The sequence below is a fragment of the Pseudomonas sp. PAMC 25886 genome, from assembly GCF_000242655.1.
GTDB lineage: Bacteria > Pseudomonadota > Gammaproteobacteria > Pseudomonadales > Pseudomonadaceae > Aquipseudomonas.
The window spans coordinates 57,039-80,398 of the sequence record NZ_AHHC01000010.1 but is presented as its reverse complement, the minus strand read 5'-3'; the positions used below and the strand labels follow the sequence as shown (position 1 = coordinate 80,398).

The window sequence follows — 23,360 nt, the reverse complement described above, 5'->3', positions numbered from 1 at the left end:
CCCGGACGACGTCAGGATCAACAACAATAATTATGGAGAGTCCTTATGCGTTTGACCGGTCTTACACACCAATGGGTATTCGGCCTGCTGTGCGGTGTCGCCAGCAGCGCGGTCATCGCCGCCAGCAGCGGCCAGGACAGTGCCCGTGAAACCATCGCCGCCCAGGCGAAAGTGCTGGAACCGGCCTTGCTGGAAACCCGGCGCGACATCCACGCCCATCCTGAACTGGGCAACACCGAACATCGCACCGCGGAGCTGGTGGCCAGGCAACTGCGAGAAATGGGGCTGGAGGTCAAGACAGGCGTTGCCCGCACGGGCGTAGTCGCCGTCCTCAAAGGCGCCCTGCCGGGCCCGACCGTTGCCTTGCGCGCCGACATGGATGCGCTGCCGGTCAAGGAAGTGTCTGGCCTGCCCTTCGCGTCCAAGGCCAAGGGCGTGTACCTCGACAAAGAAGTCGACGTGATGCACGCCTGCGGCCACGACGCCCACACTGCCATCCTGCTGAGCACGGCGAAAATCCTCACTGGCATGCGTGATCGCCTGCCGGGCACCGTGGTGTTTTATTTCCAGCCGGCTGAAGAAGGCCCGAGCGACTTTATCCCCGACGGCAAGAACACCTGGGGCGCGAAAATGATGGTGCAGGAAGGCGTGATGAAATCGCCCAAGCCGGATGCGGTGTTTGGCCTTCACGTGTGGGCCGGGGTGCCTGCGGGGCAGATCGCCTATCGGCCGGGGCCGACCCTGGCCAGCTCGGATGACCTGCGGATCAAGATCCTCGGCAAACAGACCCATGCCGGGCGGCCGTGGGATGGGATCGACCCGATTACCGTGGGCGCGCAGGCGATTGTGGGGCTGCAGACGGTGGTCAGCCGGCGTACCGATATTTCTTCGTTTCCGGCGGTGGTCAGTATCGGCACCATCAACGGTGGCACGCGGTACAACATCATTCCCGAGTCGGTGGATATGAGTGGGACCATTCGGTCCTACGACTATGGCATTCGCCAGAAGCTGCATGCGGATGTGCGCCAGACCGTCGAGAAAATCGCCGAGAGTGGTGGGGCCAAGGCTGAGGTTACGATCATTGAGAAGTACGATCCGACCATCAACAACCCGGCGCTGACCGAGAAGATGCTGCCGAGTTTGCGTTGGGCGGCGAATGGCGACGTAGTGAATGCCCCGTTGGTGGGAGGGGCTGAGGACTTTTCGTTTTATGCCAAGGAAGCGCCGGGGTTGTTTGTGTTTCTGGGGGTGACGCCTAGGGATCAGGACATGAGCAAGGCGGCGCCGAATCATAATCCGGGGTTCTTTGTAGATGAGTCGGCGTTGGTGGTTGGGGTTCGGACGTTGGCTTCGTTGGCGACTGATTATTTGTATGCCAATGCGGGGGATTGAGGGCGTATCCGTTATCTAGGTTATGGCCACTATTGGTTCCGCTCTTACAGCGGGTCACTTTTGAAAGGAGCCCAAAAGTAACCAAAAGGCTCTTGCCCCACCACTCGGCACCTCGCCTAGGCTCGGTGTGCCCTCACTCCGGCATTACTACGCGGGCCGCCGCGACGGGGCGTCCCTGCCCCGTCGCGGCTAAACCGGCGTCCTGCCGGTTTACCCGCTCCGTACTACCTGCGTTCGGCCAGCGTGGTTTAACGGGGCGCCTAAGATCAAGATCAAAAGCAGATCAACAGCACAGCGGCCTACAGGCCGGCTTGAGTGGTGTGAAGCAAAGGCAAAATCAAAATCTAAAGCGGGCACGATCCCCTGTAGGAGCTGGCTTGCCTGCGATGGCATCGCCTCGGTGTACCTGAAAAATCGAGGTGTCTGCATCGCAGGCAAGCCAGCTCCCACAGAAAAGCAGAGCCGCAGCAGTTTCAGCTTTGGCTTTCGCTTTGGCTTTCGCTTTGGCTTCTACCACTCAAGCCGGCCTGTAGGCCGCTGTGCTTTAGCTTTTGATCTTGATCTGACTGCCCCAATAAGCCCGAGGCCGAACGCAGGGATTGAGGAGCGGGTAAACCGGCAGGACGCCGGTTTAGCCGCGACGGGGCAGGGACGCCCCGTCGCGGCGGCCCGCGGAGCAATGCCGGAGTGAGGGAACGCCGAGCCACAGCGAGGCGCCGACAGGCGGGGCAGAGCCCTTTGCTTACTTTGGGGCTTTTCCAAAGTGAGCCGCTGTAAGAGCGGAACCATAAGTAGCCGTTACCGCAAAAATGGATATGTACACGGTCAACGGGTCAACGGGTCAAACCACATCCACCCCCACATGAATCGCATCATGCCGCCAAAACTCCAGATCACAATCAATCAACCGCTCATGCTGATCATAATTAACCCGGGCAATCCGCAACCCCGGACTCCCCACCGACACCCTCAACGCCGCCGCCGCCTCAACCTGCAATGACGTCGGCACAATCTCAAACCGCACCCGCCCGTAGTGCAAGTCATACACCCGCGCATACAGCTCCGTAATCGACTGATTCAAATCACACTCCAGAATCCCCGGAAAATACTGCGGGTTCAGATAGTGCTCCACATACAACACCAACCGCCCATCAATCCTGCGCCCCCGGCAAATCTGGATCACGCTGGACAACGCCGGCAACTGCAACCACGCACACACCGCCGCCGAAGCCGGCTGCAACCGCGCCGAGATCACCTCGGTCGACGGCACCCGCCCCTGCGCACTCACCATCGCGTGAAAATGACTGCGCTGCATCAGGTTGTAGGCAAGCCTGGGCGGCGACACAAACCACCCCCGCCGCTCCTCGCGATAAATCTGCCCTTGGGCCTCAAGTTGTAACAAGGCTTCCCGCACCGTGATCCGGGTGGTACCAAACAACTCGCTGAGCTTGCGCTCGGCCGGCAGCTTACTGGCAGGCGCCAACAACCCATGGTCGATCTGCTCTTGCAGCGCCAGGCCAATGGTTGTCACCGCTTTGGTTGCCTCATCACGCATCAACGTTACCTATCTGGACTAGACCAGCACTATTCAGGTGCACAAAACGCCCTCGAAATGCGCCTCTGCTGTTGCGTGCAAGCCTAGGCATTGCACATGACCGACAGATGACAGCGCCCCGCGACGTCCGGCCACAAGACCTGCAATACATCGGCCAAGTCCAAGGCTTCCGGGCGGTTGGGCATGGTCTACGCTTACCCGGCGATCCCCCGTCCAGGCCAACAAAAAACGACATCGACATGAAACTGTCATCCGCCAAGCCTAAATTGGCTCAGGTATTGCTGACCTAGACCAACACCACCGCAAACGTCGATAAAAACGCAGCGTTGAAAACGCCCAAAGGAGCTTCGGATGAAACAGCTTTTCCTGGCATCACTGTTAGGCTCGACCATTGCCATGTGCACCGCCGCCATGGCTGCTGATACCGATTTGAAAACCCTTGAAGCCGCCGCGAAAGCGGAAGGCGCCGTCAACAGCGTCGGCATGCCCGATGACTGGGCCAACTGGAAAGGCACCTGGGAAGACCTGGCCAAGATCTACGGCCTCAAGCACATCGACACCGACATGAGCTCGGCCCAGGAAGTCGCCAAGTTTGCGGCAGAGAAAGACAACGCCAGCGCCGACATCGGCGACGTCGGTGCCGCCTTCGGCCCGATCGCGGTAAAACAGGGCGTGACCCAACCGTACAAACCGACCACCTGGGCACAAGTCCCGGATTGGGCGAAAGACAAAGACGGTAACTGGGCGCTGGCCTACACCGGCACCATCGCGTTTATCGTCAACAAAAAGCTGCTGCACGGCTCCGAAGCCCCGAAAAGCTGGGCTGACCTGAAGACCGGCAAATACAAGGTCTCCATCGGTGACGTGAGCACCGCCGCCCAGGCTGCCAACGGCGTACTCGCCGCAGCACTGGCCAACGGTGGCGACGAGAAAAACATTCAGCCTGCACTGCTGATGTTCGCCGACATCGCCAAGCAAGGCCGCCTGTCGCTGGCCAACCCGACCATCGCCACCATGGAAAAAGGCGAAGTGGAAGTGGGCGTGGTCTGGGACTTCAACGGCCTGAGCTACAAAGCCAAGATGGCCAACCCGGATGACTACGTGGTGCTGATCCCGTCGGACGGGTCGGTGATTTCCGGCTACACCACCATCATCAACAAATACGCCAAGCACCCGAACGCCGCCAAGCTGACCCGCGAATACATCTTCAGCGACGCCGGCCAGACCAACCTGGCGCGAGGCAATGCGCGGCCGATTCGTGCCGAGCACCTGACCTTGCCAGCTGATGTGCAGGCCAAGCTGCTGCCGAACGAGCAGTACAAGAAAGTCACGCCGATCAAAGATGCCGACGCTTGGGAGAAGACCTCCAAGGCCCTGCCGCAGAAGTGGCAGGAAGAAGTCATCATCAATATGCAGTAAGAACGCGGCCAGTGTAGGAGCTGGCTTGCCTGCGATAACGGTATGACATTCAGTATTTTTGTCGACTGACACACCGCTATCGCAGGCAAGCCAGCTCCCACATTTCACCCGGTTCCAACCGAAAAACCGAGTCAAGCCAATCTGTTGCGGAGCCCCAGCCCCTATGAAGCACAACGTCATCCTTGTCGTGCTCGACGGCCTGAATTACGAGGTTGCCCGACACGCCATGGGGCACTTGCAGGCCTATGTCGGCGCAGGACGCGCAGCACTCTACAAACTGGAATGTGAACTGCCGGCCCTGTCCCGGCCACTGTACGAATGCATCCTCACCGGCGTCCCGCCGATCGAGAGCGGCATCGTCCACAACAACGTCTCGCGCCTGTCCAACCAGCGCAGCATTTTCCATTACGCCACCGACGCCGGTTTATCCACAGCGGCGGCGGCTTATCACTGGGTCAGCGAGTTGTATAACCGCAGCCCTTTCATCGCCGCCCGTGACCGTCATACCAATGACCCGGCACTGGCGATCCAGCACGGGCATTTCTACTGGAATGACCATTACCCGGACTCGCACCTGTTTGCCGACGCCGAAAGCCTGCGCCTCAACCACGCGCCGAATTTCCTGGTGGTGCACCCGATGAACATCGACGACGCCGGCCACAAGCACGGCCTCGATACCCCGCAGTACCGTAACAGCGCGCGCTCGGCCGACATCATCCTGGCCGACTACCTGCACGGCTGGCTCGACGCCGGTTACCAGGTGTTGGTAACGGCTGACCACGGCATGAACAACGACCGTTCCCACAACGGCCTGTTGCCGGAAGAACGGGAAGTGCCGCTGTTTGTGCTGGGGGATGCCTTCAGCCTCGATGCCCACGCCACACCCAAACAGACCGAGCTGTGCGGCACCGTCTGCGAGCTGCTGGGTGTGCCCCACGACAAACCTGTATGCCGGGAGCTGTTGAAGTGAATTCAGTAATCCGCGGCAAATGGCTGGCCGCCCTGTGCCTGGTGCCCTTCGCCCTCTTCTTTATCGTGTTCGAGATCGCACCGCTGTTCTGGGTACTGGTCAGCAGCCTGCAATCGGAAGAGTTCGGTTGGGGCCTGGCCAACTTCAGCAAGATCGCCAATTCGAAGTTCTACCTGCAGGCCATCCAGTACAGCCTGGAGATCAGTTTCTACTCCAGCGTGTTCGGAATCGTCATCGCAGTGCTGGGCAGTTACTCGCTGCGCCGGGTGGACGGGCGCCTGCGCAATTTCGTGACGGCCTTCGCCAACATGACCAGCAACTTTTCCGGTGTACCCCTGGCCTTCGCCTTCATTATCCTGCTGGGGTTCAACGGCAGCATCACCATCATGCTCAAGCAGGCGGGGATCATTCAGGACTTCAACCTGTACTCCAAGACCGGCCTGATCATCCTTTATACCTACTTCCAGATTCCCCTCGGCGTGCTGCTGCTCTACCCGGCGTTTGACGCGCTGCGCGAAGACTGGCGCGAGTCGGCTTCGTTGCTCGGCGCGGATGGCTGGCAGTACTGGCGGCATATCGGCTTGCCGGTGCTGACCCCGGCGCTGCTGGGCACCTTCGTGATCCTGCTGGCCAACGCCCTCGGCGCCTACGCCACCGTGTACGCGCTGACCACCGGCAACTTCAACGTGCTGCCGATCCGCATCGCGGCGATGGTCTCCGGCGATATTTCCCTGGACCCGAACATGGCCAGCGCCCTGGCCGTGGTGCTGGTGGCGCTGATGACCGTAGTGACTGTGGTCCATCAACTGCTGCTCAAGAGGAGCTACCATGTCTCGCGCTGAACCTGGCTCGGCCGCCCTCTACCATCGCGTAGTGGTGTACCTGTTGCTTGCGATCCTGGTGCTGCCGTTGCTCGGCACCCTGGTCTACTCCATCGCCAGCAGTTGGTCGGCGACCATCCTGCCCTCCGGTTTTACCTTCAAGTGGTACATCCAGTTGTGGAGTGACCCGCGCTTTCTGAATGCGTTCGGCCAGTCGTTGCTGGTGTGCGTGGGTGCGCTGATTTTGTCGGTGGTGCTGATCCTGCCGCTGCTGTTCGTGGTGCATTACCACTTCCCCAAACTCGACGCCCTGATGAACATTTTGATCCTGCTGCCCTTCGCGGTGCCGCCGGTGGTGTCGTCGGTGGGACTGCTGCAACTCTACGGGTCGGGGCCGTTTGCGATGGTGGGTACGCCGTGGATTCTGATCGGTTGCTACTTCACCGTGGCATTGCCGTTCATGTACCGGGCGATCACCAACAACCTGCAAGCGATCAACCTGCGCGACCTGATGGACGCCGCCCAACTGCTCGGCGCCAGCACCTTCCAGGCGGCGTTCCTGGTGGTGCTGCCCAACCTGCGCAAGGGCCTGATGGTGGCGTTGCTGCTGTCGTTCTCGTTCCTGTTCGGCGAGTTCGTGTTCGCCAACATCCTGGTGGGTACTCGCTACGAGACCTTGCAGGTGTACCTCAACAATATGCGTAACAGCAGCGGCCACTTCACCAGTGCCCTGGTGATCTCCTATTTCTTCTTTGTGCTGGTGCTGACCTGGGCCGCCAACATCTTGAACAAGGACAAAAGCCAATGAGCTTCGTCAGCGTCCAACACCTGCAAAAAGGCTACGCCGGCACGCCGGTCTTCAGCGACATCAACTGCGAGATCGCCAAGGGCGAATTCGTCACCCTGCTCGGCCCGTCCGGCTGCGGCAAGTCCACGCTGCTGCGCTGCATCGCCGGCCTGACCTCGGTAGACAGCGGGAAAATCCTGCTGGACGGCCAGGACATCGTCCCGCTGAGCCCGCAGAAACGAAATATCGGCATGGTGTTCCAGAGCTACGCACTGTTCCCCAACATGACCGTGGAACAGAACGTCGCCTTTGGCCTGCGCATGCAGAAGGTCAATGCCGACGACAGCCACAAGCGCGTGCAGGAAGTACTGCAACTGGTGGAGTTGAAAGAGCTCGCCGGGCGCTACCCGCACCAGATGTCCGGCGGCCAGTGCCAGCGCGTGGCCCTCGCCCGCTCCCTGGTGACACGCCCGCGCCTGCTGTTGCTGGATGAGCCGTTGTCGGCCCTCGATGCGCGGATTCGCAAACACCTGCGCGAACAGATCCGCCAGATCCAGCGTGAGCTGGGCCTGACCACCATCTTCGTGACCCATGACCAGGAAGAAGCCCTGACCATGTCCGACCGGATCTTCCTGATGAACCAGGGCAAGATCGTGCAGAGCGGCGATGCCGAGACCCTCTACACCGCGCCGGTGGATGTGTTCGCCGCCGGGTTTATCGGCAACTACAACCTGCTGGACGCGGACAAGGCCAGCAAACTGTTGCAGCGCCCGATCACCGGGCGCATCGCTATTCGCCCTGAAGCCATCGAGCTCAGCCGCAGCGGCGAGCTGGACGCCTTGGTGCGCAGCCACAGCCTGCTGGGCAACGTGATTCGTTACCGCATCGAAGCCCGTGGGGTGGAACTGGTGGTGGATGTGCTCAACCGCTCGGCCGACGATTTGCACCCGGACGGCCAACGCCTGGCACTTTCCATCGATCCCAGCGCGCTATGTGAGGTAGCCTGAGGGCATCCCGTTTAGACGACTTGAGTTGAGGAAGCACGACTGATGGCTTTGGTAATTTTTGATCTGGACGACACCCTGATCCACGGCGACTGCGCCACCCTGTGGAGCGAGCAGATGGGCCGCCTGGGCTGGGTGGATGGCGAGTCGTTCATGCGCAGGAACGACGAACTGATGGCGGCCTACAGCCGCGGCGAACTGGCCATGGAAGATTTCATGGACTTCAGCCTGGAGCCGATGATCGGCCGCACGCCAGAAGAAATCGAGCACCTTGTAGAGCCTTGGGTGGAAGACGTTATCGAGCCGCTGATCTACAGCGAAGCCACCAAGACCATCGCCCGGCACCGCCAGAACGGCGACCGGATCCTGGTGATCTCGGCGTCGGGCACACACCTGGTCAAGCCGATTGCGGCACGTATCGGCATTGATGAAGTGCTGGGGATCGAGTTGGACGTCGCCCATGGGGTGTACAGCGGCAAGACCACCGGTGTGCTGACGTACCGCGAAGGCAAGATCACCCGCCTGATGGAATGGCTGGAGCAGGAAGGCGAGCATCTTGATGGCGCGTACTTCTACTCGGATTCGCGCAATGACTTGCCGCTGTTGCTGAAGGTTGAGAACCCGCAGGTGGTTAATCCGGACCCGGTGTTGCGTGCTCATGCTGAACAGGCTGGGTGGCCGATTCATCATTGGGTCTGAGACTTCGCGCTGTTTTGAGGTGAGTGCATATCCGTTATTTAGGTAACGGCCGCTTAGGGTTCCGCTCTTACAGCGGCTCACTTTGGAAAAGCCCCAAAGTAAGCAAAGGGCTCTGCCCCGCCTGTCGGCACCTCGCTAAGGCTCGGTGTGCCCTCACTCCGGCATTGCTCCGCGGGCCGCCGCGACGGGGCGTCCCTGCCCCGTCGCGGCTAAACCGGCGTCCTGCCGGTTTACCCGCTCCTCAATCCCTGCGTTCGGCCTCGGGCTTATTGGGGCAGTCAGATCAAGATCAAAATCTACAGCACAGCGGCCTACAGGCCGGCTTGAGTCGTAGAAGCCAGATCAAAAGCCAAAGCGAAAGCCAAAGCTGAAACTGCTGCGGCTCTGCTTTTCTGTGGGAGCTGGCTTGCCTGCGATGCAGACACCTCGGTTTTTCAGGTACACCGAGGCGATGCCATCGCAGGCAAGCCAGCTCCCACATTTGACCGTGCTCTGCTTTAGATTTTGATTTTGTCTTTGCTTCACACCACTCAAGCCGGCCTGTAGGCCGCTGTGCTGTTGATCTGCTTTTGATCTTGATCTTAGGCGCCCCGTTAAACCACGCTGGCCGAACGCAGGTAGTACGGAGCGGGTAAACCGGCAGGACGCCGGTTTAGCCGCGACGGGGCAGGGACGCCCCGTCGCGGCGGCCCGCGTAGTAATGCCGGAGTGAGGGCACACCGAGCCTAGGCGAGGTGCCGAGTGGTGGGGCAAGAGCGTTTTGCTTACTTTTGCGCTGTTCAAAAGTGAGCCGCTGTAAGAGCGGAACCCATATCAGCCATCACCCAAATAACGGATATACACCCAGCCCAACTCAACCCCAACACAAATGATGCATCTGAAATCAGGTCAGACTCTCGTCGATCACCAACACCAGCTTCCCGGAAATCTGATTGGTCGCCAGCTCCGCAAACGCAGCCTCGGCATCTTTGATAGGAAATGTCTTGGCCAGTTGCGGACTCAAACGGCCCTCGGCAAACAACGGCCATACATGCTGGCTCAAGTCACTGAACAGGTCAGCCTTGAACTGATCATCCCGGCTACGCAACGTCGACCCCAACACCTGCACACGCTTGGCCAACACCTGCGCCAGGTCGAGCTGCGCCTCACGGCCGCCCATTAACCCAATCAACACCCAACGCCCATCACGAGCCGCAAGTTTCAGGTTCAGCGCCGCGTAGTTGCCACCCACCGGGTCAAGAATCACATCAAACGGGCCAAAATCGCTCAGGCCCTCGATGCCGTCGGTACGTACCACACCGCCCTGGGCCCCCAGCGCTTCACAGTAGGCCAGGCGATCCGCCGAGCCAACGCTGACCCAGCACGGGCTGCCAAATGCCTTGCACAGCTGGATCGCCGCCGAGCCCACGCCGCTGGCGCCGGCATGCAACAACACCTTCTCGCCGGGCTTGAGGCCCGCCAACTGAAACAGGTTCAGCCACGCGGTGCTGTACACCTCAGGCAACCCGGCCGCTTCGGCCAGGGATACGCCTTCCGGCACCGGCAGCACATGACGGGCATCCACCACCACTTCCTCGGCCATCCCGCCGCCGGCCAGCAGGGCGCAAACCCGATCACCCAAGTGCCACGACGAACCGGCGCCGACTTCGCTGATCACCCCGGAACACTCCAGGCCCAGCACTTGGCTCGCGCCGGGAGGCGGAGGATAGAGCCCCGAACGCTGTAATAAATCGGCCCGATTCAGGCCCGCAGCCGCCACACGAATGCGTACTTGGCCTACATCGCATGTAGGACTCGGCTCTTCTTGCCACTCCACATGACCTTCAACGCCTTGCAATGCTTTCACAGTGCCTCCATAGTGAGTCTGGACTGAGCCCGTTGCTGTAGCGCCGGGCTTTTTGCATTATGCGACCGGCCCATATGGAACCGGCGACTTCAAAGACGGCCTAATATGCGTTATCAATTGCCCCCGCGTCGAATCAGCATGAAGCATTTGTTCCCCAGCACCGCCCTCGCTCTTTTTATGGGTATCGGCCTTTTGCCGCTATCGAGCAACACGTTCGCAGCCAACAGCTGGGACAACCTTCAGCCTGATCGCGATGAGGTGATTGCGAGCCTTAACGTCGTTGAGTTGCTCAAGCGCCATCATTACAGCAAGCCGCCGCTGGACGACGCTCGCTCGGTGATCATTTACGACAGCTACCTCAAGCTGCTGGATCCCTCGCGCAGCTATTTCCTGGCCAGCGACATCACCGAGTTCGACAAGTGGAAGACGCAGTTTGACGACTTCCTCAAAAGCGGCGACCTGCAGCCCGGCTTCACCATCTACAAGCGCTACCTGGACCGCGTCAAGGCGCGCCTGGACTTCGCCATTAGTGAGCTGAACAAGGGCGTCGACAAATTCGATTTCACCAAGAAAGAGACCTTGCTGGTTGACCGCAAGGACGCTCCTTGGCTGACCACCGAAGCCGAGCTGGACGACCTGTGGCGCAAGCGCGTCAAGGATGAAGTCCTGCGCCTGAAGATCGCCGGCAAAGAGCCGAAGGCCATTCAGGAACTGTTGACCAAGCGCTACAAGAATCAGCTGGCACGTCTGGACCAGACCCGTGCCGAAGATATCTTCCAGGCCTACATCAACACCTTCGCAATGTCCTACGACCCGCACACCAATTATCTGTCGCCAGATAACGCGGAAAATTTCGATATCAACATGAGTCTGTCGCTGGAAGGCATCGGTGCCGTCCTGCAAAGCGATAACGACCAGGTGAAAATCGTGCGCCTGGTGCCGGCAGGTCCGGCCGACAAGACCAAGCAGGTCGCTCCGGCCGACAAGATCATCGGTGTGGCCCAGGCCGACAAAGAGATGGTCGACGTGGTCGGCTGGCGTCTGGACGAAGTGGTCAAGCTGATCCGCGGGCCGAAAGGCAGCGTGGTGCGCCTGGAAGTGATTCCGCACACCAACGCACCGAACGACCAGACCAGCAAAATCGTTTCGATTACTCGCGAAGCGGTGAAACTGGAAGACCAGGCGGTCAAGAAGTCGATCCTGAACCTCAAGCAGGATGGCAAGGACTACAAGCTGGGCGTGATTGAAATCCCGGCCTTCTACCTGGACTTCAAAGCGTTCCGCGCCGGTGATCCGGACTACAAGAGCACCACCCGCGACGTCAAGAAACTGCTGACCGAGCTGCAAAAAGACAAAGTCGACGGCGTGGTCATCGACCTGCGCAACAACGGCGGCGGCTCCCTGCAGGAAGCCACCGAACTGACCAGCCTGTTTATCGACAAGGGTCCGACCGTGCTGGTGCGTAACGCTGACGGCCGTGTGGACGTGCTGGAAGACGAGAACCCGGGTGCCTTCTACAAAGGGCCGATGGCGTTGCTGGTCAACCGCCTCTCGGCGTCCGCTTCGGAGATTTTTGCCGGCGCGATGCAGGACTACCACCGCGCGTTGATCATCGGTGGCCAGACCTTCGGCAAAGGCACCGTGCAGACCATCCAGCCGCTGAACCATGGCGAGCTGAAACTGACCCTGGCCAAGTTCTACCGGGTTTCCGGGCAGAGCACCCAGCATCAGGGCGTACTGCCGGATATCGATTTCCCGTCGATCATCGACACCAAGGAAATCGGCGAGAGCGCCCTGCCCGAGGCGATGCCATGGGACACTATCCGACCTGCGATCAAGCCGGCGGTGGACCCGTTCAAACCGTACGTGGCGCAGTTGAAAACTGATCACGAAGCCCGCTCCGCCAAGGATGCCGAGTTCATCTTTATCCGCGACAAATTGGCTCTGGCCAAGAAGTTGATGGAAGAGAAAACCGTCAGCCTGAACGAAGCCGACCGTCGTGCGCAGCACACCGACATCGAGAATCAGCAACTGGTGCTGGAGAACGCCCGCCGCAAGGCCAAAGGCGAAGCTCCACTCAAGGAACTGAAGAAAGAAGACGAAGACGCGATCGCCGCCGAGCCTGATAAAACCAAGCCGGAAGATGATGCCTACCTGAGCGAGACCGGGCGCATCCTGCTGGATTACTTGAAAATCAGTAAGACGGTGGCCAAGCAGTAAATGATGGCGATTTAATGTGAACGCTCCCCGGAGTGTCATCAAATAGACATCATTCTGTCGTGAAATGAAGGACCTGCTTAAGCAGGTCCTTTTTTTTCGACCAGAGAAAATCATGACCATGACCGAACAGCTGAACGCATTGGGCTCAATCCTGGCTCAAGGCAGTTTGCACAGTCTGTTCCAACCGATCATTTCCCTGTCCGAACGACGTATCGTCGGCTACGAAGCCCTCAGTCGCGGGCCGTCCAACAGCCCGCTGCACTCCCCCATTGCACTGTTCTCCGTGGCCCGTCACGCCGGGCGCCTCAGTGAACTGGAGATGCTTTGCCGGGAAAGCGCCTGCCGGCGTTTCAGCGACCAGAAACTGCCGGGCAAGCTGTTCCTCAACGTCTCGCCTGAGTCCCTGCTGGAAACCGCCCACCAGCCCGGCCGTACCCTGCAACTGCTCAGTGACTTCGGCATCCCGCCCAGCCAGGTGGTGATCGAACTGACCGAGCAAACCCCGACCGACGATTTTCAACTGCTGCAAACCGCGCTGCATCATTACCGCGCCATGGGTTTTTCGATTGCCCTGGATGACCTGGGCGCCGGCTATTCCAGCCTGCGGCTGTGGTCGGAGTTGCGCCCGGACTACGTGAAGATCGATCGGCACTTTATCGACGGCATCCATCAGGACGCCCTCAAGCGCGAGTTTGTCGGGTCCATCCTGCAAATCGCCAAGGCCTCCCGGGCACAAGTCATCGCCGAAGGAATCGAACTACCGGAAGAGCTGGCGGTGCTCACCGAGATGGGCGTCGACCTGGTGCAGGGCTACCTGCTTTGCCGCCCTCAGGAACATCCGCCGCAGGAAGCGCGGTTGATGCTGCCCAAGCCCGACAGCGCAAACGTCGCCCTGAACGACGAAGGCAGCGACCTCAGCGCCCTGCTCAACGAACAACCGGCCGTGGGCCAGCACACCGCCACGGCGCAGGTGCTGGAAGCCTTCCGCCGCCAGGCCAACCTCAACTCTTTGGCGGTGCTGGATGAGCGTGGCCATCCGATCGGTATCGTGCACCGGCACTCGTTGTCGGACGCACTGCTCAAGCCATTCGCCACCGACCTGTTCGCCCGCAAACCCATCAGCCGTTTGATGAGTGATGACTTCCTCGCCGTGGAACTGAGCCAGTCCTTGCAGCAAGTCAGCCGCCTGCTCACCAGCCGTGCACGCCAGCGGATCGAGGAAGACTTCATCATCACCCTCAACGGCGATTACCTGGGGCTGGGCCGGGTGATCGATGTGCTCAAGCTGATTACCGAGCTGAAAATCCAACAGGCGCGTTACGCCAACCCGCTGACCTTGCTGCCGGGCAACGTACCGATCCAGCAGTGCCTGACGCGGTTGTTGCAGCAACAGCGTGAGTCGGTGATCTGCTACGTGGATATCGACAGCTTCAAGCCGTTCAACGATATCTACGGCTATGGCCGGGGCGATGAGGTGCTGCTGTGCCTGGCGCAATGCCTGAACGACCGGGTAGACCCCAGCCGCGACTTTGTCGGGCATATCGGCGGTGATGACTTTTTGCTGGTGCTGGGGCCGCAGGATTGGCGCAAGCGGCTTAACCAGTTGCTGGACGACTTCCATACCCAGTGCCGGCGTTTCTATCGCAGCGAGCACGTGGACGCGGGGTGTTTTGTCGCGTTAAACCGCCAGGGGGTGCGCCAGGAATTTGCGTTGCTGTCGCTGTCGATCGGCGTGGTGCACTTATATCCACAGGCCTGTGGACAACTCGATGCCAGCCAGTTGGCGGAACTGGCCTCCCAAGCCAAGCACCACGCAAAAAACGTGGCGGGCTACAGCATTCATGTGATCGACAGTCTGCAGCTGGAAGAGCCGGAATCCCTGTAGCAGAGGCGTGCGCCTAAGCTTCGGCAGACTCGGGATAATCGTACTCAAACACCCGCACCACTTCCGATGCGTGCCACGACGCGGCGGCCACGCCATCGGACGGCCCGCAGAAGCGTCCAAGACGCTCCACACATTCAAAGAATCCGGTACGTGGCAGACGGCTCGCCCCCTGGCTGATCACCAGGGAACTGCGCAGCGGCTGGTCCGCCTTGGCATCCAGCGCCGCCAGGTGTTCCAGCGCGGCTGTCAGGGTTTGCATGGCTGGCGTGGGAAATTGCAGGCGCTCCAGCAAGGCGCGATACGTCAAGAGGTGGCGCTGTCGGCGCGCCTGGTCAAGTTCGTTGATTAACCCATCCCAATGTTGACGGCTGATGCGTACGCTCACGTTTCGTCCCTCCAACCTGCAACGCCCAACTCCCAAGCCAGGCTGCGGCGGATGGCAGCGTCCGGCTGGCGTTCACCACTTTCGATCAAGCCCAGGTAAGACGGGCTGATGCCCACTGTGCGTGCCAATGTCTCGATGGCCAGGCCCTTGGCCTCGCGCAGGCTTCGCAGCTGCTCCAGGGGGCGCAGATCCGGTTCGGCAGCGGTTTGGCTAATGGTCGAAGCAGGAGGTGTCGGCTGTTGCTGACCGGCGGCTTTTAGCAGCGCCTGGTACTGAGCCCATGACAGAACCGCGTACTCGGGTTCGCCATCCTTTGTAATTATCTGAATATCCATGACTGCCCCGTAGGATCACAACACTTACTTCGTAAGTACTTTCCTTAGGAGTGTAATCCTAACAGCCACAAAGAGCGCAGGGGGATATTCGCAAGGTTCAGTTTTTTTGCGGATTTTCTTGAGCGAGCAGCTGAGGCGTCGCAGGAAGGCGCTCAACCACCGCGAGCTTCTCGGGGCGCTGACGCTCGCGCCAAGCGCGAAAAGCGCTCAGCTCGCCGTCCAGGGTCTTCATGATCCACGCCAGCACGGCAATGTCGTCGAGCATGCCGAACACCGGGATAAAGTCCGGGATCGCGTCAATCGGGCTCAGGAAATACATCAGCCCCGCCACCACCGAAATCAGCGCCTTGGGGCTGATGGCCCGGTACTCGCCGCGCCAGTAGGCCAGGCACAACGCCTGCAGCAACTTGAGATCGTCCTTGAGCTTGCCCAGCCGGTTGCCCTGGCTCGAACCTTTGGCCGCCACCGCGAACAGCAGCGTAGGCAGGCGCCCGCGGCCGAGCAGGCGAGCGGCCATCGGCAGGAAGCGGGTGAAATTAAACGGCGCTTTCATCGTCACTCCAGTTCCAGGCGACAGAAAAGGTTATCCACACAAATTGTGGATAACCTTGTGAACAGAGCCCATTTTCCAGCCTGAAAGCCACGTAATACAAGGCCTACAGTCAGATCGGGCGTTTTTTGCGCACATAAAAAAAACCCAAGAATTCATTGACTTGAAGTTGATCTGCGTCTACCCGTGCTCGAGTCTTTTATCAGACTGCTCTAGGCCGCAGGGGTTCGGTTGGATCCAGCCTGGATTCAACTGGAAAAGTTATGCACAGGCCAGAAACAACAACGCCCCGTCGAGACGGGGCGTTGTAGGTTCAGACGCTGATTACTTCTTGGCAGCAGGAGCAGCCGGTGCGTCAGGAGCGTCAGCCTTGGACGGGTCCTTGATGGCCAGCAGTTCCAGGTCGAATACCAGCACGGAGTTGGCTGGAATCGCCGGGCTCGGGCTCTGGGCACCGTAGGCCAGGTCGGACGGGATGTACAACTCGACCTTCTCGCCAACGTGCATCAGTTGCAGGCCTTCGACCCAACCTGGGATCACGCCGCTGACCGGCAGGTCAATCGGGCTGCCGCGATCCACGGAGCTGTCAAATGTGGTGCCGTTGGTGAGCTTGCCGGTGTAGTGAACCGTCACGACGTCGGTAGGCTTGGGCTGGGCACCGTCCGCTTTCTTCACGATCTTGTATTGCAGACCGGAAGCGGTGGTGACAACGCCGTCTTTCTTGGCGTTTTCTTCGAGGAATTTCTTGCCGGCGGCTGCCGACTCTTCGCTCATCTTGGCCATACGTTCTTCAGCACGCTTTTGCAGTGCGGCGAACGCCTCGACCAACTCGTCGTCTTTCAGCTTCTGTTCTTTCTTGCCGACGGCATCTTCGATGCCTTGGGCTACCGCTTTGGAGTCCAGGTCATCCATGCCTTCTTGAGCAAGGCTTTTGCCCATGTTCAGGCCGATACCGTAGGAAGCTTTTTGCGCCGGGGTTTTCAGCTCTACGCTGGTTTGCGAATCACAACCCGCAAGTACCAGGCTAACCAGGGCCACCGCCGCCGCCAACCGATGCTGTTTCATGCTATTTCCTTGTTCGTGTGCCAAAAGGGCATTCGAGTAAAGTCGCGAGCTTATCAGGCGGCCACGACCAATGGCTACCGGCATGTGAGCAGGAAACTTCTGATAAGTTCACGTGTTTAAAAGCATTTTCATTCATTCTATGGCTCTGCAACGGAAGGCAGGACCGCTGGAACCAGGCTCATGGCCACTTGCCGCACTGGTGGCCTGATGGCATAAGAACGACACAACTCGACAAGGATAGTTATCTTGCGCATTTTTTCCCGTGTTTTGCTGATGATTTTCATACTGCTGGGGCTGATCCTGGCGGTGGTGCTCTATTACGTGGTCAACCCGAAGCTGCCGGTTTATGTGCCGGTGGAACAGGTGCACTACCAGGACCAATGGAGCGCCGCAGATCGCCAGACGTATTACTTCACGCCCCAGGGCACCCAGGTCAAGGGCCTGCGCTATGACTGGTTTACTGCACTGGAACTGCCGTTCTCCGAGCAGCGTTTCGCCACGCCCGAATACCTGGCGCGCTTCGGTTTCCTGGTAGACCCAAAACAGGTGCCTACTGCGCAGAACCCCGGCAACCTGCCGGTGGGTTTTGCCCGGCATACAAACCCCGGCAGCCGTGATGAGTTCCTCGACATCACCTGCGCCGCCTGCCACACCGGCCAGTTGAATTTCAAAGGCCAGGGCCTGCGTATCGACGGCGGCCCGGCGCAACATGTGTTGCCGTCCAGCGTACCGACGCTGCGCGGTGGCAGCTTTGGCCAGGCGCTGGTGGCCAGCCTCACCTCGACCTACTACAACCCGTGGAAATTCGAGCGTTTTGCCCATACCGTCCTGGGACACGACTACAACGACCAGAGCAAAGCGCAACTGCGCCAGGACTTCAAAAAGTCCCTGAACAACTTCCTCAAAGTTGCCTGGAACGACACCCACCGCGGCCTCTACCCCACCGAAGAAGGCCCGGGCCGTACCGACGCATTTGGCCGCATCGCCAACGCGAGCTTCGGCGACGCCATTTCCCCGGACAACTACCGCATCGCCAACGCCCCGGTTGACTACCCGCAACTGTGGGACATCTGGACCTTCGACTGGGTGCAATGGAACGGCTCGGCCCAGCAGCCCATGGCGCGCAACATCGGTGAAGCCCTGGGCGTCGGCGCCACGCTGGACTTCTTCGACAGCGCCGGCCAGCCGCTCAAGGGCGATGCGCGCTATCCCTCCAGCGTGCGGGTACGCGACCTGAGTACCCTCGAAGAAACCCTGAAACGCCTCAAGCCGCCGACCTGGCCGGAAGACCTGTTCGGCGCCATCGACAAACCACTGGCCGCCCAAGGCCGCGCACTGTTCGCGGAAAACTGCGCCGGCTGCCACGTGCCGGCGGTGTCCCAGGTCGATGGCCGCTCCGTGCGGCAACTTAAAATGCTCCCGGTGGAGGTGATCGGCACCGACCCCAATACTGCCAACAATATCGCTGACCACCGCTTCGACCTCAGCGCCCTGCAATGGGACCCGGCGGAGCTGGCAAAAATGAACGTCGAACTGCACCCCACGCCCACCGAACCGCTGGACTTGCGCAGCCTCTCTTCAGCCAAAGGCCTGGCCTACATCACTGCCTTTGTCGAAGACCACGCCTACCGCGCCGCCGGCGTGACGCCCGCCGAACGTCCTCAACTGGACGGTTTCGGCCTGCCCATCGGCGTGCGCGAACTGCGCGCCTACAAGGCTCGGCCCCTGGCCGGTGTATGGGCGACACCGCCGTTCCTGCACAACGGCTCGGTGCCGACGATCTACCAATTGCTCTCGCCCCAGGACGAGCGCAGCCCGACCTTCTATAAAGGCACCTTTGAATACGACCCGCGCCACCTGGGTTATCAAACGGCAGCGTTCCCCAACGCGTTCCTGTTCGATACGCGCATCACCGGCAACCACAACAGCGGCCATGAATTCCGTGCCGGCCAGCGTGGCAACGGGGTGATTGGCCGAGGCTTGCTGCCCCAGGAACGCTGGGCGCTGCTGGAATATTTGAAAGTGCTGGGCGGCCCGCTGGAACAGCAACTGCCCTGACCCACCGACTTCGCAGAAAAGGATTTTAAAATGCTCGCTCGACTTTGGCTGCGCCTCGGCGCGTTTCTCGGCAAGACCGTGTTATGGCTGGTGGGTCTGGGGCTGCTGGGCTGGTTGCTGTCCACCCTGTGGTTCAGCTGGCAGCACAGCGGCCCGGTGTCGCCGGATGAACAGGTTCCCCCGGGGGAAGCGGCCATGACCCAGGGCATCATCCAGACCGCGGTGCGCATCGTTGATCAACACCGCGAAGGCACGCGCTACCTGCGGGATGCGCATGCCAAGGCCCATGGTTGCGTGAAAGCCGAGGTCAGCGTACTGCCGGACCTCGACCCGGCCCTGCGCCAGGGTGTATTCGCCGAGCCGGGCAAGACCTGGCAGGCGATGATGCGTTTGTCCAACGGCAATGCGTATCCGCAGTTCGACAGCATCCGGGACGCCCGGGGCATGGCGATCAAGTTGCTGGACGTGCCGGGCAAACAGTTGCTGGCGGATCAGCAGGCGCGGGGTGAGCAGGATTTTGTGATGTTCAGCCATCCGAACTTTTTTGTCAGTGATGTGACGGAGTATGCGCAGAACATTTCGGCTCAGGCTGATGGCAAAAAAGTCATGGCGTTTTTCCCCGGTGTGGATCCGCGCAGTTGGCAGGTGCGGCATCTGTTTATCGCGCTGGCGACGTTGGCGCCACCGCCGGTGAGCCCTGTGCAGACGACTTACTTTTCGGTGTCGCCGTATAAGTTTGGGACGGCGAATGCGAAGTTTCGGGTGGCGCCGGATCCCCAGGGTTGTCCTGCGTATGTGCTGCCCAAGCAGAACCAGGACCTGCCGAACTTTTTGCGCAGTGCGTTGAATCAGCAACTGTCCACCGACCGGGTGGCGGCGTGTTTTGTGTTGCAGGTTCAGCGGCAGAATCCGCAGAAGTTCATGCCGATCGAGGACACCAGCATTGAATGGAAAGAGAGTGATGCGCCGTTTGAGACGGTGGCCAAGGTGGTGATTCCGGCGCAGGATTTTGATACACCCGAGTTGAATCTGGCGTGTGATAACCAGTCGTTTAATCCGTGGTTTGGGGTGGAGGCGCATCGGCCGATTGGGGGGATTAATCGGTTGCGCAAGGCGGTGTATGAGGCGGTCAGTGATTATCGGCATAGCCGGAATTTGTAGTGCCCTGGGGTTGGGGGGCATATCCGTTATTTGGGTGATGGCTGGTATGGGTTCCGCTCTTACAGCGGCTCACTTTTGAAAAGCGCAAAAGTAAGCAAAACGCTCTTGCCCCACCACTCGGCACCTCGCTTGGGCTCGGTGTGCCCTCACTCCGGCATTACTCCACGGGCCGCCGCGACGGGGCGTCCCTGCCCCGTCGCGGCTAAACCGGCGTCCTGCCGGTTTACCCGCTCCGCACCACCTGCGTTCGGCCAGCGTGGTTTAACGGGGCGCCTAAGATCAAGATCAAAAGCAGATCAACAGCACAGCGGCCTACAGGCCGGCTTGAGTGGTGTGAAGCAAAGGCAAGATCAAAATCAAAAGCCAGAGCGGGCACGGTCAAATGTGGGAGCTGGCTTGCCTGCGATGGCATCTACTGGGTGTACCTGATGCACCGAGGTGTCTGCATCGCCGGCAAGCCAGCTCCTACAGAAAAGCAGAGCCGCAGCAGTTTCAGATTTGGTTTTCGCTTTGGCTTTTGATCTGGCTTCTACCACTCAAGCCGGCCTGTAGGCCGCTGTGCTGTAGATTTTGATCTTGCTCTGACTGCCCCAATAAGCCCGAGGCCGAACGCAGGTGGTGCGGAGCGGGTAAACCGGCAGGACGCCGGTTTAGCCGCGCTGGGCCAAGGATGGCCCATCGCGGCGGCCCGCGGAGCATCGCCGGAGTGAGGGAACACCGAGCCTTAGCGAGGTGCCGACAGGCGGGGCAGAGCCCTTTGCTTACTTTGGGGCTTTTCCAAAGTGAGTCGCTGTAAGAGCGAAACCATAAGTAGCCTTCACCTAAAAAACGGATATACACACAACAGCCACGTAAAGAACCCGTATAAATTCAACCCAAGCCATAACGTTTACGTCGTCTCTATTGAGCAACTAATCCCCCCTCCACTACTGTGAACTCCACACCAATCACCCCCGCAGGAAGTCATCGTGGAAAGTTCAACTTTAGGCATGATCGTCCTCTCAATGATCGCCCTGTTCGGCGCCGCCGCGTTCTGCTTCGAACAACTCGCCACCCGCGAATCAAAGAAAAAGAAAGCCAAATAAGCTGATCATCAAAAGCAGCAGAACCCCAGACTTTCAAGGGATACCCCACGCCCGGGCTATCCCTTGTTTTCGTTCGCCCACCACAAATCCATCTCTACACCGTCTTAATACCCGCACTGGCAATCAGTGCCCGAACTTGATGCCCAACCTCTTAACCTCCCCGCGTCCGCAATCGCGGCTTATTAATCAGGGGAGTTCCACCGTGCTCACACTCAAGTTCATCTATATCGCCAGCGGCTTATGCGCCGTCGGGCTGTTCGCTTATCTGGGCTATGCCCTCATTCGCGCCGAAAAGTTCTAGGGAGCCCGCCATGTACGACATGATTTTTATCGGCCTCTCCCTGGTGTTTTTTGCCGCGACAGCCATGGCCATTGTCGTCATGGGCAAGATTTGAACGGAGCCTCGACATGCTAAGCACTTTGCTGGAATTTGCGCTGGTCCTGGGGTTGATGACCGGGCTCGCCGTGCTGATGGGCAAGTGGCTGACCCGGGTTTTCACCGGGCCCCGCCACGCCCTGCCGGAACGTTATACCTACCGCCTGCTGGGCATCGACCCGCTGGAAACCATGGGCTGGGCCCGCTATGGTTCGGCCCTGCTGCTGTCCAACGCGGCGATGATGCTGCTCGGCTACTTCATCCTGCGACTGCAAGCAGTGATGCCGATCAACCCACTCGGGCTGGCCGCGCAAACCCCGGACCTGGCGTTCAACACCGCCGCCTCTTTTATTACCAACACCAACTGGCAGGCGTACTCAGGCGAAACCAGCCTGTCGAACTTCAGCCAGATGGCCGTGATCACCTTCCTGATGTTTGTCGGTGCCACGTCAGGGGTGGTCGCCGCCGCCGGCTTCATCCGCGGTTTGAGTCGCTCAAGCTCGGCGGATATCGGCAACTTCTGGGTCGACTTCACCCGTACCCTGTACCGCGTGATGCTGCCGCTGTGTGTGGGCATGGCGCTGGTTTATGTGTGGCAAGGCATGCCGCAGACCTTCGCCTCGCAAGCCCTGGCCACATCGCTTGAAGGCGCGCAGCAACAGTTGATTGTCGGCGCGGTGGCGAGCTTCGAATCGATCAAGCATATCGGCACCAACGGCGGCGGCTTCTTCAGCATGAACGCCGCGCACCCGTTCGAAAACCCGACACCACTGACCAACGCCCTGCATATCCTGAGCATGTTGCTGATCCCATCGGCGCTGACTTACACCTTCGGCAGCATGCTGTTGCAACGCCGTCAGGGCTGGGTGTTTTTCGGCACGTTCCTGGTGATGTTCATCGGCTTTCTCGCGCTGGTGTATGGCGCGGAGCAAAACGGCAACCCGCTGCTGACCCAGGCCGGCGCCAACCAGACGCTGTCCATCGAGCAAAGCGGCGGCAATATGGAAGGCAAGGAGCTGCGTTTCGGCATCGCCGACAGCAGTCTGTTTATCGCCACCACCACTGCGGCCACCACCGGCTCGGTCAACGCGATGCACGACTCGTTGACCCCCATGGGCGGCTTCGTGCCCTTGGCGCAGATGATGCTCAACTGCGTGTTCGGCGGCGACGGCGTAGGCTTTATCAACCTGATCCAGTACGCGCTGCTGACGGTGTTTTTGGTGGGCATGATGATTGGCCGCAGCCCGGAATTCCTCGGCAAGAAGATCGAGGCCCGGGAGATGAAACTGGTGATGCTCTCAGTGCTCGCACACCCCATCAGCATCCTCGGCTTCACCGCCCTCGCCGCCTTGTGGCCCGACACCATGGCCAGCCTGAATAACCTCGGCCCACACGGGTTCAGCGAGGTGCTCTACGCCTACACCTCGGGCACCGCCAACAACGGTTCGGCGTTCGCCGGGCTGAACGCAAACACGCCGTTTTTCAACACCACCATTGGCCTCGCGATGTTGATCGGGCGCTTCTTCACCATGCTGCCGATGCTCGCCGTGGCTGGCTCCCTGGCGATGAAAAAGACCGTGCCTGCCGGTGCCGGCACCATCCCCACCGCGACGCCGTTGTTCATGGTGCTGGTGGTGTTTGTGGTGCTGGTAGTGGGTGGCCTGACTTTCCTGCCGGCGCTCGCGCTCGGCCCGCTGGTGGAGCAACTGCAGTTGCTGTCCGGCCAGACGTACAACTAAGGACACGT

The 23,360-nt window shown here is 60.0% G+C and carries 19 protein-coding genes; 13 read left to right on the top strand and 6 right to left on the bottom strand.

Going from position 1 to position 23,360, the window contains the following annotated elements:
* The first annotated feature begins 45 nt into the window (after positions 1–45).
* Positions 46–1,392 (top strand): amidohydrolase, encoded by a 1,347-nt coding sequence (locus MUM_RS0102140; protein ID WP_010166448.1) that lies wholly within the window; start codon positions 46–48, stop codon positions 1,390–1,392.
* Positions 1,393–2,233: 841 nt separating this feature from the next.
* On the opposite strand, the gene MUM_RS0102135 is transcribed toward MUM_RS0102140, so the two are convergent.
* A complete protein-coding gene (locus MUM_RS0102135; protein WP_010166446.1) occupies positions 2,234–2,947 on the bottom strand; it encodes a UTRA domain-containing protein in 714 nt (237 codons plus the stop codon).
* A 351-nt stretch (positions 2,948–3,298) separates the two neighbouring features.
* Between MUM_RS0102135 and MUM_RS0102130 the strand changes: the two genes are divergently transcribed.
* The 6 genes from MUM_RS0102130 (at position 3,299) to MUM_RS0102105 (ending at position 8,647) form a co-directional block, all read left to right on the top strand.
* Positions 3,299–4,366 (top strand): ABC transporter substrate-binding protein, encoded by a 1,068-nt coding sequence (locus MUM_RS0102130; protein WP_010166444.1) that lies wholly within the window; start codon positions 3,299–3,301, stop codon positions 4,364–4,366.
* Positions 4,367–4,529: 163 nt separating this feature from the next.
* Complete coding sequence (locus MUM_RS0102125; protein WP_010166443.1) at positions 4,530–5,336, top strand: alkaline phosphatase family protein; 807 nt, start codon at positions 4,530–4,532, stop codon at positions 5,334–5,336.
* On the top strand, positions 5,333–6,178 hold the full coding sequence (locus tag MUM_RS0102120) for an ABC transporter permease (RefSeq protein ID WP_010166442.1): 846 nt from the start codon (positions 5,333–5,335) through the stop codon (positions 6,176–6,178). Before MUM_RS0102125 ends, MUM_RS0102120 begins: the two co-directional genes overlap by 4 nt.
* Positions 6,165–6,965 (top strand): ABC transporter permease, encoded by an 801-nt coding sequence (locus MUM_RS0102115; RefSeq protein WP_010166441.1) that lies wholly within the window; start codon positions 6,165–6,167, stop codon positions 6,963–6,965. The genes MUM_RS0102120 and MUM_RS0102115 overlap by 14 nt, the downstream gene beginning before the upstream one ends.
* Positions 6,962–7,951, top strand: coding sequence for an ABC transporter ATP-binding protein (locus MUM_RS0102110; protein ID WP_010166440.1), 990 nt, complete (start codon positions 6,962–6,964; stop codon positions 7,949–7,951). Before MUM_RS0102115 ends, MUM_RS0102110 begins: the two co-directional genes overlap by 4 nt.
* A 42-nt stretch (positions 7,952–7,993) precedes the next feature.
* Positions 7,994–8,647: an HAD family hydrolase gene (locus MUM_RS0102105; protein ID WP_010166439.1), complete on the top strand. Its 654-nt coding sequence runs from the start codon at positions 7,994–7,996 to the stop codon at positions 8,645–8,647.
* A gap of 883 nt (positions 8,648–9,530) precedes the next feature.
* On the opposite strand, the gene MUM_RS0102100 is transcribed toward MUM_RS0102105, so the two are convergent.
* Entirely contained in the window at positions 9,531–10,493 is a 963-nt protein-coding gene (locus MUM_RS0102100; RefSeq protein WP_010166438.1) for a zinc-binding dehydrogenase, read from the bottom strand.
* A gap of 138 nt (positions 10,494–10,631) precedes the next feature.
* On the opposite strand from MUM_RS0102100, the gene MUM_RS0102095 reads away from it, so the two are divergent.
* Positions 10,632–12,713 carry a carboxy terminal-processing peptidase gene (locus tag MUM_RS0102095; protein WP_177324985.1) on the top strand — a complete coding sequence of 694 codons (2,082 nt, stop codon included), beginning with the start codon at positions 10,632–10,634 and terminating at the stop codon, positions 12,711–12,713.
* Between the two features lie 112 nt (positions 12,714–12,825).
* Positions 12,826–14,598: a bifunctional diguanylate cyclase/phosphodiesterase gene (locus MUM_RS0102090; protein ID WP_085989901.1), complete on the top strand. Its 1,773-nt coding sequence runs from the start codon at positions 12,826–12,828 to the stop codon at positions 14,596–14,598.
* Between the two features lie 13 nt (positions 14,599–14,611).
* Here the strand turns inward: MUM_RS0102090 and MUM_RS0102085 are convergent, their stop codons facing one another.
* The 4 genes from MUM_RS0102085 to MUM_RS0102070 form a co-directional block, all read right to left on the bottom strand.
* Positions 14,612–14,983, bottom strand: a complete 372-nt coding sequence (locus MUM_RS0102085) for a hypothetical protein (RefSeq protein ID WP_010166435.1) — start codon at positions 14,981–14,983, stop codon at positions 14,612–14,614.
* Positions 14,980–15,318, bottom strand: coding sequence for a helix-turn-helix domain-containing protein (locus MUM_RS0102080; RefSeq protein ID WP_010166434.1), 339 nt, complete (start codon positions 15,316–15,318; stop codon positions 14,980–14,982). The genes MUM_RS0102085 and MUM_RS0102080 overlap by 4 nt, the downstream gene beginning before the upstream one ends.
* 97 nt (positions 15,319–15,415) lie before the next feature.
* Positions 15,416–15,871, bottom strand: coding sequence for a YkvA family protein (locus tag MUM_RS0102075; RefSeq protein ID WP_010166432.1), 456 nt, complete (start codon positions 15,869–15,871; stop codon positions 15,416–15,418).
* A gap of 321 nt (positions 15,872–16,192) precedes the next feature.
* Positions 16,193–16,933, bottom strand: coding sequence for an FKBP-type peptidyl-prolyl cis-trans isomerase (locus MUM_RS0102070; protein WP_010166430.1), 741 nt, complete (start codon positions 16,931–16,933; stop codon positions 16,193–16,195).
* 246 nt (positions 16,934–17,179) lie between these two features.
* On the opposite strand from MUM_RS0102070, the gene MUM_RS0102065 reads away from it, so the two are divergent.
* The 4 genes from MUM_RS0102065 (at position 17,180) to kdpA (ending at position 23,352) form a co-directional block, all read left to right on the top strand.
* The gene (locus MUM_RS0102065; RefSeq protein ID WP_010166428.1) at positions 17,180–18,991 is read left to right on the top strand and encodes a di-heme-cytochrome C peroxidase; all 1,812 of its coding nucleotides are present in this window, start codon (positions 17,180–17,182) and stop codon (positions 18,989–18,991) included.
* Between the two features lie 30 nt (positions 18,992–19,021).
* The gene (locus tag MUM_RS0102060; RefSeq protein WP_010166426.1) at positions 19,022–20,152 is read left to right on the top strand and encodes a catalase family protein; all 1,131 of its coding nucleotides are present in this window, start codon (positions 19,022–19,024) and stop codon (positions 20,150–20,152) included.
* A gap of 1,287 nt (positions 20,153–21,439) precedes the next feature.
* Positions 21,440–21,538 carry a K(+)-transporting ATPase subunit F gene (gene kdpF, locus MUM_RS0102050; RefSeq protein WP_003219423.1) on the top strand — a complete coding sequence of 33 codons (99 nt, stop codon included), beginning with the start codon at positions 21,440–21,442 and terminating at the stop codon, positions 21,536–21,538.
* 107 nt (positions 21,539–21,645) lie between these two features.
* On the top strand, positions 21,646–23,352 hold the full coding sequence (gene kdpA, locus MUM_RS0102040) for a potassium-transporting ATPase subunit KdpA (RefSeq protein WP_010166420.1): 1,707 nt from the start codon (positions 21,646–21,648) through the stop codon (positions 23,350–23,352).
* Positions 23,353–23,360 lie beyond the last annotated feature (8 nt).